The organism is Myxococcales bacterium, assembly GCA_016712525.1.
Lineage (GTDB): Bacteria > Myxococcota_A > Polyangia > Polyangiales > Polyangiaceae > JAAFHV01.
In genome coordinates this window covers 651,576-665,152 of record JADJQX010000001.1, presented here as the reverse complement: position 1 = coordinate 665,152, position 13,577 = coordinate 651,576, and the positions used below count along the sequence as shown (strand labels likewise).

The 13,577-nt window shown below is 69.8% G+C and carries 11 protein-coding genes; 6 read left to right on the top strand and 5 right to left on the bottom strand.

What is annotated here, in order from left to right; genetic code table 11:
* Positions 1-55: 55 nt before the first annotated feature.
* Together ppk1 and IPK71_02860 are read right to left on the bottom strand one after the other, a co-directional pair.
* On the bottom strand, positions 56-2,326 hold the full coding sequence (gene ppk1, locus IPK71_02865; protein ID MBK8212665.1) for a polyphosphate kinase 1: 2,271 nt from the start codon (positions 2,324-2,326) through the stop codon (positions 56-58).
* 68 nt (positions 2,327-2,394) lie between these two features.
* Entirely contained in the window at positions 2,395-4,239 is a 1,845-nt protein-coding gene (locus IPK71_02860) for a hypothetical protein (protein MBK8212664.1), read from the bottom strand.
* A 140-nt stretch (positions 4,240-4,379) separates the two neighbouring features.
* Between IPK71_02860 and IPK71_02855 the strand changes: the two genes are divergently transcribed.
* From IPK71_02855 to IPK71_02835, 5 genes are all read left to right on the top strand, one after another.
* The gene (locus tag IPK71_02855; protein MBK8212663.1) at positions 4,380-5,495 is read left to right on the top strand and encodes a DHH family phosphoesterase; all 1,116 of its coding nucleotides are present in this window, start codon (positions 4,380-4,382) and stop codon (positions 5,493-5,495) included.
* Between the two features lie 29 nt (positions 5,496-5,524).
* Positions 5,525-6,436, top strand: a complete 912-nt coding sequence (locus IPK71_02850; protein ID MBK8212662.1) for a hypothetical protein — start codon at positions 5,525-5,527, stop codon at positions 6,434-6,436.
* A 198-nt stretch (positions 6,437-6,634) separates the two neighbouring features.
* Positions 6,635-8,161, top strand: coding sequence for a PilZ domain-containing protein (locus IPK71_02845; GenBank protein MBK8212661.1), 1,527 nt, complete (start codon positions 6,635-6,637; stop codon positions 8,159-8,161).
* Positions 8,158-8,541 (top strand): rhodanese-like domain-containing protein, encoded by a 384-nt coding sequence (locus IPK71_02840; GenBank protein MBK8212660.1) that lies wholly within the window; start codon positions 8,158-8,160, stop codon positions 8,539-8,541. The genes IPK71_02845 and IPK71_02840 overlap by 4 nt, the downstream gene beginning before the upstream one ends.
* Positions 8,538-9,335: a hypothetical protein gene (locus IPK71_02835; protein MBK8212659.1), complete on the top strand. Its 798-nt coding sequence runs from the start codon at positions 8,538-8,540 to the stop codon at positions 9,333-9,335. Before IPK71_02840 ends, IPK71_02835 begins: the two co-directional genes overlap by 4 nt.
* A 1-nt stretch (position 9,336) precedes the next feature.
* Here IPK71_02835 and IPK71_02830 read toward each other — a convergent pair whose 3' ends face one another.
* Complete coding sequence (locus IPK71_02830; GenBank protein ID MBK8212658.1) at positions 9,337-9,933, bottom strand: hypothetical protein; 597 nt, start codon at positions 9,931-9,933, stop codon at positions 9,337-9,339.
* 104 nt (positions 9,934-10,037) lie between these two features.
* Here IPK71_02830 and gluQRS point away from each other — a divergent pair, with 104 nt between their 5' ends.
* Entirely contained in the window at positions 10,038-11,012 is a 975-nt protein-coding gene (gluQRS, locus tag IPK71_02825; GenBank protein MBK8212657.1) for a tRNA glutamyl-Q(34) synthetase GluQRS, read from the top strand.
* A 92-nt stretch (positions 11,013-11,104) separates the two neighbouring features.
* Here the strand turns inward: gluQRS and IPK71_02820 are convergent, their stop codons facing one another.
* Together IPK71_02820 and IPK71_02815 are read right to left on the bottom strand one after the other, a co-directional pair.
* Positions 11,105-12,595, bottom strand: coding sequence for a hypothetical protein (locus tag IPK71_02820; GenBank protein ID MBK8212656.1), 1,491 nt, complete (start codon positions 12,593-12,595; stop codon positions 11,105-11,107).
* Positions 12,596-12,597: 2 nt separating this feature from the next.
* A complete protein-coding gene (locus tag IPK71_02815) occupies positions 12,598-13,419 on the bottom strand; it encodes a hypothetical protein (protein ID MBK8212655.1) in 822 nt (273 codons plus the stop codon).
* Positions 13,420-13,577 lie beyond the last annotated feature (158 nt).

Here is a 13,577-nt window from a genome sequence, read left to right as displayed (position 1 = left end):
CCCGGAGGTCCCTCGCCCGCGCCAGGACCGCTGCGATCCGGTGAGGGAGCCGCGGTCAGGCGTCGTGGCGTTTGCGGCGGCGCGTGGTCTTCGGCACCTTCCCCTCGAGGGGCGAGCGCTGCGCCGTGGGGGTCATGTGGAAACGGCTCCCCGGGCGCGCCGCGACCTCGGCCGTGCGCACGAGCTCGCGCGTGAGCTCTTGGAACCGGACCTGGCACCGCAGCGCCGCCGCGTTCGCCTTGGGCGTGACGCGGACGTACCGCCCATCGCTCTCGAGGCGCCACGACTTCACGTTGTCGAGGAGCTGGAGCTCGAGCTGATCGGAGAGCTTCTGGCGCAGCGCCGCGTCCTCGATGGGCACCATCACCTCCACGCGCCGGTGGAAGTTCCTGGGCATCCAGTCGGCGCTCGAGATGTAGACCTCTTCTCGCCCGCCGTTCGAGAACCGGAAGATGCGCCCGTGCTCGAGGTACCGGTCGACGATCGCGCGCACCTCGATGGTCTCGCTCACGCCCGGGACACCCGGCCGCAAACAACAGATGCCACGAATCAAAAGTGTAATGGATACGCCGGCTTGCGAAGCTCGGTAGAGCGCCTCGATGACGTCCTCGTCGACGAGGGAGTTCATCTTGGCGACGATGCGGGCGGGCTTTCCGTGGCGCGCGTGCTCCGCCTCGCGGGCGATGAGCCCGAGGACCGCCTCGTGGAGCCCGAGGGGCGCCACGATGAGCGAGTTCCACTTGGCCGGCGCGCTGTAGCCCGTGAGCAGGTTGAAGAGCGACGAGGCGTCCTCGCCCATGCTCGGCCTGCACGTGAGCAGCGAGACGTCGGTGTAGTGGCGCGCCGTGCCGGTGTTGTAGTTGCCCGTCGAGAGGTGCACGTACCTCCGCAGGCCGGAGCGCTCGCGCCTCACGATGAGCAGGCACTTCGCGTGGGTCTTCAGCCCCATGAGGCCGTACACGACGTGCACGCCGCTCTGCTCGAGCGTTCGCGCCCACACGATGTTCGACTCCTCGTCGAAGCGCGCCTTCAGCTCGACGATCGCCGTGACCTGCTTGCCGGCCTCGGCGGCGCGCGCCAAGGCCTTCACGATGGGGGAGTCGCCGCCCGCGCGGTAGAGCGTCTGTTTGATCGCGAGCACGTCCGGATCGTCGGCCGCGCGGCTCACGAGGTCGACGATCGGGTCGAACGACTCGTACGGGTGGTGGAGCAAGATGTCGCCTTCGCGGATGGTCGCGAAGATGTCGTCGGTCTCTCGCAGAGGCGGGACCTGGAGCGGCGCGTACGGCTCGTCGCGCAGGCTTCGGCGCTCCTCGCGTGACACGAGCTGGAGCAGGTCGGGCACGTTCAGCACGGCCGTCGTGCGGTACACGTCGCGCTCCGGGTCGAGCTTCAGGGCCTTCACGAGCTTGGCGAGGGACGCCTCCGTGTACTCCCCGGAGACCTCGAGCCGCACCGCGTTCCCGCGCTCGCGCCGCCGCAGCTCCTGCTGGATCTGCTGGAGGAGATCCTCGGCCTCTTCTTCGTCGATCTCGATGTCGAAGTTCCGAGTGACCCGGAACGCGTACACGCCCTTCAGGCGAACACCCGGAAAGATCATGTCGACGTGCCGCGCGATGATGTCCTCGAGCAGCACGAACGCGTTGGGCGCGATCGTGCCGTTCTTGAGCGTGACGGCGCCCACCATGAGCAGGCGCGGGAGCATGGTCGGCACCTGCACCACGCCGAAGTTCACGTCCCCCGAGCCGTCGCGCGAGAACATCACGCCGAGGTTCAAGCTGCGATTTCGCACGTGAGGGAACGGGTGCCCAGGGTCGATCGCGATCGGGGTGAGCACCGGGAACACGTCTTTGTGGAAGCGCTCGTCGAGCGCGGCGAGCTGCTCCTGGGGGAGCTCGTCGGGCTTGAGCCACGCGTAGCCTTGCTCGGCGAGGGCAGGGAAGAGGTGGTCCTTCAGCGCCTCGCTCTGGCGCTGGGCCATCTCGTGGACACGCTCGGAGATGCGCGCGAGCTGGTCGTAGACGCTCATCCCGTCGGGGTTCACCTCACCGACCTCGCCGGTGAGCTTCTGCTTGAGCCCCGCCACGCGCACCATGAAGAACTCGTCGAGGTTCGACGTGACGATGGCGTGGAACTTGAGCCGCTCGAGCAGCGGGACGCTCTCGCTCTCGGCCTCGGCCAAGACCCGCGCGTTGAACTCGAGCCACGAGAGCTCACGGTTCAGGTAGAGCTGCGGGGCCCTGAGGTCGCCCTCCCCCTCGCGGGGAGGCGGGTGCACCGAGTTGGGCGAGGTCGTCGAGAGCGGCGCCGCCTCGTTGGGGTCCATGCTCCTTGCTTACAGGAGCTTCGGAAAAAAGGCCAAATCAGGCCCTCCGACGCCGCATGAGCGGGCGTTCAGTCGGTCTTGGCCGGGGGTGCGGGCTCGTGTTCGTCGAAACGTGGCGCGTTCGTCGCGAGATCGTTGCGCAAGAACACACGGAGGCCCTTGAAGTTCGCGGTCTCCGTGTACCGTGCAAACACCCACTCGGCCGACTCGGGGCAGTGCTCCTTGAAGTCGTGCACGGCCTCTTGCCAGGTGATGAGCGGCGCCTTGTCGTGGAACACGAACGCGGCGGGAGGCGCAGCCTTGATCTTCGCGAAGAAGTCGCGCTCGTGCGCGTCGCGGATCGCGCGGATCTTGTCGGCCTCGGCGGGGCTCGGGTGGAGCCCTACGGGAGCCGGCAAATTCCCGCCCGCGAGGGCTGCGTCGGCGTTGAGGTCGTACGCGTAAATGTAAGGGGTGGCGCTCTTTCGCTGCGCGAGGAAGAGCACGTACGGGTCCATGCCGTACGTCTGCACCTTGTCCTCGGGCTTCGTCGTGATGCGCAGGTAGGACGCGGCCTGGCGGAGCTCCCACGGGAAGAAGTCGCTCGTGCGGAAGTACACGAGGTAGTCGTGGCTGATGCGCTCCACGGGATCGCGCGCCTTCGTGAGCAGCCACAAGCTCTGCACGTAGGGCGACATCGGCATCATCGTAGCCACGCGCAGGGAGAGGGCGGCCGCCGCGGCGATGGGGACGAGCCTCTCGGCGCGCTTCCGCGGGAGGCGCTGGTTGCGCTCCGAGAACCACGCGACGAGGAGGAGCCACTGCAGGTGGAGCGTCACGCTCACCGGGTGAAAGTGGTACGGAAACCCCTTTTTTTGTGCGAGGACGCTGCCGAGCCCGCAGAGCGGGGCGAGCGCGATGGCGAGGGCTCGCCGCGGCAGGCTCCCGGTCAGGACGAGGCCCAACATGACGGCGCTCGTGGCGCCGGCCGCCGCAGCGAGGGTCGAGTATCCGTCGAGGCCCAGGATCTCGTAGGGCGTCCGTGGCCAGATGAACTTGTACATCGTGGGCACGTCGACGAGGTAGATGCGGAAGAACGCGAGCGCGTCGCCGAACACCACGAGGAAGAGGAGCTGCGAGGCCACCCCGAGGGCGCCTCCGAACGCGAACCACACGAGGCGCTTCTTCCGCGAGACCGGCAGCGGATCCACGAGCAAGGTGAGGAGCTGCGCGAAGGTGAAGAGGGCGTAGGTGGGCTTCCCGAACCAGAGCAACATCGAGAACGCGCCGGCCCACGCGAGGTGCGGCGTGCCGCGTGTCGGGGCCGAGAGAGAAGCGTTCGACGCCGGATCCACCGAGCGCATGCGGTCCTGCGCTACGAGCTGGAGACCGAGCGAGGCCAGCAAGAACCAGTCGCAGAAGCTCTCGCGCTGCGCGAGATCCCAGAAGATATAGAGCAGGTACTGCCCGCTCAGGACGACCCACGCCGCGAAGGCCCACCCCGCGCGGCTCGCGATCTCTCGCACCCAGCGCGCGGCCGTGCCGTGGCCTGCGTGGTTCGGCTTGGCGTTCCTCCCGATCCCGGGCAGGCACGCGCCGACGAACGCGAAGGCGATGCCGCTCACCACGAGATCGAGCACGTGGAAGACGTGCTCGTCGGCGCCGCCGAGCTTCAAGAACACCATGTGGACGAGGTGCGTGAGCGGGCCGTTCACGTCGCGGATGTCGCGGTAGTCGCGATCACCCTTCAGGATCGCCCACGCCACGTACTGAAAAATGCCCTGATCGCGGCCCAGAGAGACGAGCGACGAGCGCCGCGTGGCGTCGGCCACCCAATAGAGGGGCGGGAGCGCCACCACGAGCGCCGGGATGAGGGCTCGGAGGGCGCGCTGGAAGCCGAGGTAGACGCTCTTCTTGGGGACGTTCGCGGGCATCGTGAGGGGGGCCGCGCGCTCTTCCCACCAAACCCCGGAAGACGCAAGCCTCCCATGTCTCACCTGAACGTACGAAGAGGCACGGTGCGAGAAGGGCTCGCTTTGTATCCCGAAACGAGCGCACAATCTGCCGTAGCTCGATGACCGAAGCCGTCCGGCGCCTGAACCCTTCTCTGAGTGGCCCTGCAGAGCGTGCCCGCGCGCTCTCGGAGGCGCTCTCCGCGGCCAGCGGAAAGCATCTCCTCATCTCGCTCCGTGGTCACCCCGACCCGGACGGGATCGCCTCGGCCCTCGCCCTGACCCACATCGCTCAGCGCCATGGCGTCGCGCAGATCACGGTGGGATACACGCACGACCTGTCGCACCGCGAAAACCGCGCGCTCGTGAAGCTGCTCAACATCGAGCTTCGCAAAATGCGCAACGTCTCCGAGGTCGGGAAGGTCGACTTCCTCGCCTTCGTCGACGCACACGACACGGATCCCGATCTCGGCGGCGCGCAGGACATCGAGGTGCTCGCCATCATCGATCACCATCGCGCGCCCACCCCGCCCAAGGCGCGCTTCGTCGACCTTCGCCTCGAGGTCGGGGCGACAGCGACCATGTTCGCCGAGTACCTCCAAGAGCTCGCCCCGCTCGACCCGACGAGCGAAGAGGATCGGCGCGTGGCTACCGCGCTCATGCACGGCATGGCCACCGACACGGACGATTTCCAGCTCGCGCGAGCGATCGACTTCCGCGCCGCGGGCTACCTCACCGAGGCGTGCGACAAGGACCTCCTCGCCGATCTCAGCCGCCGCCTCATCGCCCCCGAGGCCATGGACGTCATCGCGCGCGCGCTCGCGTCGCTCTTCGTCCGGCGCAATTTCGCCATGGCGGGCGTCGGCTTCGTGTCCGAGGGTGATCGCGACACCATCGCTCAGGCGGCCGATTTTCTCGTTCGCCGCGAAGATATCGACACCGTGGTGGTGTACGGCGTCGTCGGCGAGCGCTTCATCGAGGGCTCGCTCCGCACCCACTCGGCGAGCGTCGATCCGGCCGTGTGGCTCGAGCAAGCGTTCGGTCACGACGATCGCGGCCGCGCGTACGGTGGCGGTCGTCGGGACAAGGGCGGCTTCCGCATTCCCATCGGGTTCCTCGGCCGCTCCACGGACCGCGCGCAGCTCTGGCAGCTCGTCGAGCACGCCATGAGGCAGGCGCTCCTCCGCCAGCTCGGCGACGAGGCCGCTCCCTCGCTCTCGAACCAAGTGGCGAGCTGACGCGTTCGGTCGGCGGGTAGCGCTCTTTTTTGGCCCTCCGTATCGCGTTCGTCGGTCTGCCGCTCGCGGCCCTCCTCCTCCTCGGCGATGGGCACGAGGTGGTCTACGCCGGCATCTGCCGTAAGGGTGCCATCGGGACCCGTCGCCTCCGCGAAAGGCTCCCGAAGGGCGTCGTGTACGTGAAGCCGAACCTCTCGGCGCACGCCGACAAAATACGTGCACTTTCCCCGGATCTGGTGGTGAGCTGGTTCTGGACGAGCCGCATCCCCGCCGAGGTGCGCTCTGCCGGTCGCCTGGGCGCGCTCGGGGTGCACCCCTCGCTCCTCCCTCGGCATCGCGGCGGAGACCCTTATTTTGCAGCGATCGACGCCGGGGACGCGGTGACGGGGGTCACGGCGCACGTGCTCGAAGAAGACTACGACACGGGCGACGTGCTCGGCCGCAAAGAGCTCGCGATCGAGCCCTCGTGGTCGGCGTGGCGCCTCGCCAAGCGCCTCGATCGGCCGTCGCTCGCGCTGCTCCGCGAGGTGGTCGCGGCGTACGCCAAGGGCTCCCCACCCCGCCGGGAGCCGCAGGATCCGTCGCTCGCGACGGCCGCCCCGCTCCTCGCGGACGACGACCTCGAGCTCGATTTCGGCCTCTCCGCCGAGCGTCTCGCACGTCGGGTGCGCGCGGCGAGCCCGTATCCGGGGGCTTTTTTCTGGCTCGGGGACGATGTGCTCACCGTCGTGCGCGCGCACGCCGTGGGCTCCGTCCCGGAGGGCGTCGCGGTGGGCGAAGCGTACGTCGGGCCCGACGGGGTCGCCGTGGTGCGAACGGCCGAGGGAGGCCTCGCGCTCCTCGAAGGCAGGCTCGCGGGCGAGGGTGACGACGACGAGGAGACGTCGCTCGATGCCGACGCGCTGGCCGCGTTGGTGCTCGGAGCCGCCGCGCGCGGGTGAGGCGAGGGCTGCGCACCTTTCATTCCTGGGTGCGCAAGCCGCCCCGAGGACCGAACGTGGCCCGCCCTCGAGCGCTCCACGTCTCCCTCGAAAAGGGGTTCTCTTGGAGAAACTCTCCCGTAGACTGAGGCTCTTCGTGAACGGCCCGCCGCCCGCGCAAGGGCAGGTGCCACGTCTCGTGCCCCGAGGAGAGCTTCCGTGTCCGATCCCGTGTCTACCTCACGTTCAGCCCGCGAATCTCTCGCCCGCGGCCTCGCCGCCCTCCAAACCGACCCGAACGTCCCTCCGCAGATCATGGACATCGCGGAGCCGATCGCGCAGGCGATGGGAGCGCTCCATCAGATCGAGCGCTCGCAAGGGGCCGAGATCGCGCCTCACGCCGAGAACGCGCTCGGTGCGGTTCGTGGGGCGCTCGCGAAGCTTCAAGCGCAGCCCGCCACCATTCCGGCGGTCGCCAACGCGCTCGAGGCGGTCGCCGCCTCACTCGGGCTCGTTCACCAGCTTTCGAAGATGGCGGCGCCCGCACCGGCGCCCGCACCGGCCGTGGCGCCCGCACCGGCGCCCGCACCTGCCCCGGCACCCGCTGCTGCCGCGGGCCCCGCGATCCCACGTCCAGGCACGGCTCCGATCGCGCCCGCCATGAACATTCCGCGCCCCGGCGCGCCCCAAGCGGCGCCCGCGCCGCAGCCGATGCAGCCGCAGCCCGTGATGCAAGCGGCGCCCGCGCCGCAGCCGATGCAGCCGCAGCCGGTGATGCAAGCGGCGCCCGCGCCGCAGCCGATGCAGCCGCAGCCGGTGATGCAAGCGGCGCCCGCGCCGCAGCCGATGCAGCCGCAGCCGGTGATGCAAGCGGCGCCCGCGCCGCAGCCGATGCAGCCGCAGCCCGTGATGCAAGCGGCGCCCGCGCCGCAGCCGATGCAACCGCAGCCGGTGATGCAAGCGGCGCCCGCGCCGCAGCCGATGCAACCGCAGCCCGTGATGCAGGCGGCGCCACAGCCGATGCAGCCGCAGCCCGTGATGCAAGCGGCGCCCGCGCAGCCGATGCAACCGCAGCCCCCGCAACCAGGAATGGCTCACGCCGCCACCCAGGTCGCGCCGCTGCACCTCGGCACGCAGCCGATCGCGCCCATCCAGGCGCCTGCTCAACCGGCGATGGCGTCCACCGTGGCCATGCAGCCCGCACCGCAGATGCAGGCGCCCGTACACCCCCCCACGGCGCCGAGTGCGTTTCAGCCCCAAGGCACGGGTCCCATGCCCGCGGCCGACCCGTTCGCGCAGCCTCGTCCTGCGGCGCCCATGGCGGCGGGCGATCCGTTCGCGACCCGCCCGGCCACGCCGGTCGGCGCACCCTCGGCCGACCCGTTCGCGCAGCCCCGTCCTGCGGCGCCCGCCGGCAGCGGTCAGGTCATCAACGCCGATCTCGGCGCCCACAGCCCCACGAATTTCTACAAGGGCCTCTCCGGCAACGACATCGTCGACCACGGCGGGCTCTTCGTTGCAACCTACATGATTCCGAAGATCGGCACTCCGGTCCGCCTTCGTGTGTCGCTGCCCGGTGGGTACGAGTTCGAGGCCGGCGCCACCGTGCGTTGGGCCCGCGAACAAGCCTCCGACGGCGCCCAGCCGGGCTTCGGCGCGCAGTTCACCGACATCGCCCCCGAAGCGCGCCAGCTCATCTACCGCTACGTTCGCAACCGCGAGCCCCTCTTCCACGACGACCTGTGAGCCGCCGAAAGGTCTCGCCGTCCGAGGCTCTCGCGCTCGTGCACGAGGGCTACACCTACGTCGACGTGCGTACGGAGAGCGAGTTCGCCGACGGTCACCCCGCGGGCGCCATCAACGTTCCGTGGCTGAAGGACGGACCGATCGATCCCGAGCCGAACGAGGCCTTCCTCGAGACGATGACGGCCTCGTTCGACCGCAGCGCGCGGCTCGTCGTGGGCTGCAAGGCCGGAGCGCGCTCGGCCAAGGCCTGCGACGCGCTCGAGGCCGCGGGGTTCACCGCCGTGGTGGAGCAGCGCGCCGGGTTCGACGGCACACGCGGCACCTTCGGGGAGATCGTCGAACCCGGGTGGAAGCGCTGCGGCTTGCCGGTCGCCACGTGATCCCGCACCTTCGTTCGCTCGGTCGCCTGGCCCTCTGCGCCACGGTCATCCTCCTCTCCTCGTGCCGCCGCGAGGACGAGAGCCCGCCCGTGGCTCCTCCTCCCTTTCAAGGGGGTCCGGGCTCGGCTCCTCCCTACGCGCCAGGGCCTCCCGCTCCTCCGGCCGCCCAGCCCCTCGCGCGCGCCCCGGGTTTTCCCTGCGGCAGCGACGCCGACCTCGTCTGTGCGTTCGCGCATTGCATGCAGGGTGCATGTGGAGGATGCCTCACCGACGCCGACTGCAAGCCGAACGCCGCCTGCGCCCCCACGCCCTTCGGCGGAGCGTGTTTCGCCCGTGGCCTCGCGCAGGGGCCTGCTCCCGCGCCCGCTCCTCCTCCCGTGCCCGGTCCGCAACCGGCCGGAGACAGGTTCGAGCGCGCACGCCAGCTCTGCGTCGATCGAACGAACGAGTACCGCGCGCGCGTGGGGGTGGCTCCCGTCGTGCGAAACCGCGATCGCGAGAGCTGCACCGACGGCGAGGCCGCCGACGACGCCCGGAGCGGCCGCCCTCACGGCACGATGGGTCGGTGCGGCGAGTCGTCCCAGAACGCGTGCCCCGACTACCCCGGCGCGACCCCCGAGGCCACCCTGTCCGACTGCCTCGCCCAGATGTTCGCCGAGGGGCCGGGCGAGCCCTACTCGGAGCACGGGCACTACATCAACATGACGAGCCGCGACGCGCGCTCGGTGGCGTGCGGTGTCGTGGTCACACCATCCGGTAAACTATGGATAAATCAGAACTTTTTCCGGTGGTAGGCTACGGCCGCGCGCGGTCGTAGTCGGCCGCGGCCTTCTCCACCACCGCGAGATCGCGGGTCGCGCGTTCGGCCTCGGCGAGCAGATCGGCCGTGAAGATGGTGAGCCCCCAGATGCCGTTGTCGCGCACACGGAAAGGGTACCGTGTGCCTCGCATGGTCACGACGCTCGCGCGCTCTCCCGAGACGTCGACCGAGGCGACGCCCGACAGATCGCGCTTGAGCCGCTTGTCCCATGCGCGCCTCCGCGCGTAGAGCGCGAACACGTCGGGGCCGTCTTGGGCGTCGGCGAAGGGAGCGTACGCCTCGACGAGCGGGCCCTTCTCGCTCTCGGGGTACGAACGACGAACGAGCTCGAGCGCCTTCTTCCGCTTCTCGCGCACAGTGAACGAGGCCCACTGCGCCTCGGTCTCGAGGTAGGCGAACGCGCCCTCGGGTTTGTCGTCGGTGAGGGCGTGGGCGATGCGCAGGTACGCACCTTCGGGGGTCTTGTCCGACGGAAACGGCTTGTGGGTGACGATCGCGAGCACCACGACCGCGAGCACGAGCGCCCCGATCACGAGGAAGACCCTTGGAATTTTGCGTGCGGTCGGTGCCATGGGTCGCGGAGCCCTCACGGGCTCGGGCCCGTCTTATCGGCGCCGCGAGGCCGAAGCAAGCCGCGCGAGGCGTCCAAGCTCGATGCACCTGATAGCCTGTCTCCGTGCCCCCCCTGCGCACACGCTTCGCCCCCTCACCGACGGGAGATCTCCACCTCGGAGGCCTCTTCTGCGCGTTCGTCTCGTTCGTCGTGGCGAAGCAGACCGGAGGCGCGTTCGTCGTTCGCATGGAAGACATCGACGGTCCGCGGGTCGTCCCGGGGAGCGCGGCGCGCATCGTCGAAGATCTCACCGCGCTCGGGCTCGTCGCCGACGAGATCGACGCTCAAGGTCCCTACGCACCCTATGTGCAGTCTGCACGTGTCGCGCGCTACGAAGATGCCCTCCGTGAGCTCGGCGACGCCGTCTACCCGTGCGACTGTTCGCGGGCCGAGGTCGCGCGGGCCGCGAGCGCGCCGCACGCCGGCGAGGAGCTCGTGTACCCCGGCATCTGCCGCGAAAAACAGCGCGATCGCCCGATGAAACGCCCTCCGGCCCTGCGCCTCCGTGTACCCGAGGGGGCACACGTCACCTTCGACGACGCCGCGCGCGGGCACGTCGACGAGCGCGTCGACCTCGCCGTGGGAGACTTCGTGCTTCGGCGGGGCGACGGGGTCTTCGCCTACCAGCTCGCGTGCGCCTTGGACGATCACGCGATGCGCATCGACCTCGTCGTCCGGGGCGCCGATCTGCTCGGCTCGACCGCGCGGCAGATCCTCCTCGGGCGCATGCTCGGAGAGCCCCGGCCTCCGGGGTACTGGCACCTCCCGCTCGTGGTCACGCACGAAGGAGAGCGCGTCGCCAAGCGCACCCGAGGTACGACGGTGCGTGAGCTCTTGGAGAGGGGAGTCCCGAAGGAGACGCTCTTCGGCTTCTTGGGGCACGCGGCCGGCCTCTTCGACGATCCGAGCCCGCGCACGATCGCCGCGTGCATCCGCGACGCGCGCTCCCCCTCGGCCCTCCTCCCCCGCGGCGACGCCGTGGCCGTTCCCCCCGAGCTCGAGGTCGGCACGAGCGGCGAGGCGCGCCCTCCGGGGTGACACGTCGCGACGGCGCGCTTCCCCACATGGGTGTGCTTTCGCGACGACGAGACGATCGGGCCAATTCGCCCGAAACGAGGGCGTGCCTTGGGTCAGGGCTGGCTCGTGCAGCGCTCTTTGGGCTTCACCGTGCACGTCGACGCGGGCATCGGCGTGCCGCGGAGGCGCGCGTCGAGGAAGTCGAGCCACTGGTCGAAGGCGTACGTGAGCGGCTTCGTGTGGGTGGCGTTCGAGCACTCGAGGTACTCGAGCACCTGGCCCTGCGCGCAGAGCTTCTGGAACGACGCGCGCTCGACGCCGGGGTCCACGAGGTCGTCGTCGGCCGCGAGGAGGAAGAGCGTAGGTGTCGACTCGCGCTTCGGCACGGATGTCGTCGGCAGCCCGTTTTCGCGCAGGTAACAGCTCCACGGCGCCGGGATCGAGCCGATGCCACCGTCGCCGGCGAGCATCGCGGGAGTGAAGATCGCCGAGAGCGGCTGGTTGTCGAGCGCGTCGAAGGAGCACTTCGATTTCATGTCGGCCGGCACGCGCGTGTCGAACGGCGGAGCGAGCACGCTCGCGACCCCGTTCGGCGATTGCCGGTACCACGAGTCGGCCGTGGTGAAGAACGCCACGGCGTTGTCCGTCGCCTTCACCCGCGTCGCGAGCGCGCGCTCCGTATGCGCCACGAGGTCCGAAGGTGGCACGTCCCACACCGAGCCCTTGATTGGCAGCTCCGGCGCGTAGTGCGGCTGGTAGCGGCTCACGAACGCCGCCGCGTGCCCGCCCTGCGAGCCGCCCATCACCACGAGGTCTCCGGGCACGGCGCGGTTTCCCTGGAGGAGCTTCTTCGTCGCGCGAACGGCGTCGAGCGAGGCGATCGCCGTGGGCTCTCCCACAAGGTACGAGTGCATCGCAGGGCTCGGCGCGCCGAGGCTCTTCAGGCCCAGATAGTCGGGGAACACCACGATGTACCCGAACGACGCGATGAGCGCCGTTAGCAGCCCGAGCTCGTCGGCGAACCCCCCGAGCTGATCGTCGGCGATGGCCTTCGTGGGAGAGCACGCGTCCGAGAAGCCTGCGGTGCCGTGCAGCACGAGCATGACCGGGAAGGTGCCCGCCGCGTCGGGGTACGTGACGAGGGCCGTGGCGTCCGCCGGGGCGCCTTTGTCCTGCGTTCCGTAGCGGATGAGCGTCGTCTTCGTGGGGTTCGACGCGAGGCGGCGCGTCTTGAAGGCGTTGTCGTTCCGAGCCTTCAAAATGGCCAAATTCAGCTCGATCTGCGTGTGCGATGCGCGCCCGACCTGTTCCAGCACGGTGCCCATCTGAGCGCCGGGGAGCCACGTGAACGCGGGCATGCCGCACCGAGAAGGTGCGCTCGCGTCGCTCGGCGGTGAGGCATCGGTCGGAGTAGAGGCTTCGGGCGTCGACGTGGGCGAGGGCCGCGTGTCCGGCGCCGTTGCCGCGTCGGAGGGCTGGGGAATCGGGGTGTCGTCGACGGGGTTGGTCGACGAGCCGCACGCGACGCCGAGGGCGACTGAGGTTGCCGTGGCGAGCGCGCCGATCGTGAGCCGAGCGTGACGAAGAGGAAGCGAAAGGGACATGGTCATCGTGCCTTTAGAAGAATGTCGTCGTACCGGAGGGCCACCTTCGAGCCCCACGCACCAAACCGAAGCTCGAACGCCCCCGCCGAGACCGCCGCGTCCGTGCGCGCGTGGAGCTCGCGACCATCGAGGGAGAGCGCGAGTCGGTCGCTCGGTCGCGTCGAGAAGTCCACACGAAGCTCGACCCACTGGTCCGCGGGGAGCTGGGTGTTCGTCTCTACGTAGGACTCTTTGAGGCGCAGCACGATCATGCCGCCGCTCAAGAAGATGGCGACCCCGTCTCGGCTCTGGGGCTGGTCCTTCGGGTGGAGCTCGGCCACCAACATCGTCAGCCTCGCGATCGTGTGCACCTTCACGCGGAACGAGAGCGACGCGGGGCCGACGATGGCCGGCGTCGTCACGCGCAGCGTGGCCTCTCCGTCGTCGGCCGAGGTCGTCGCGAGCATGCTCCGTGGCGGAGACACCGCATCCGTCGAATCGGCGCCCATCGTTCCTTTGAAGAGGGTGCCTGTCGACTCGCCCGCGTCGTTGGTCTCGTCGTCCCCGTCGAAGTCGAGGCAGAGATAGCTCGGCGCACCGTTGCAGAAGCGCGTCGTGACCCGGCCGTCCGGGAGCGTCGTCCCGTCGGGGCGGAGCGCGTCACCCTCCGGGGGTGTCGCGTCGGAGACGGCCGCGTCCGGGGAGGTGACGTCTTCGGAGCCGCGCCCCGGCACGAGCCCATCGGCATCGAAGAGGAACGCACACCCATGTAGGATGCATGCAACTGCCACGGCACCGACGAGCCGGGGGAGGCGACGGACGACGGGCTGCGCTCCACGGCTCATCCCGCCTGGTTCTCGCACGCGTGCTCCCTCGGTTCAACGTCGGGAGGGCGAAAAGTGCGGCTCTTGACGCGACACGTCGACCGGCGACGGGCCCGGTTCGGAAAAGCATCGAGCTCGCGCGTGGCCTGCGCGCACGCGCCTCCGTCGGGTGTCGGCCG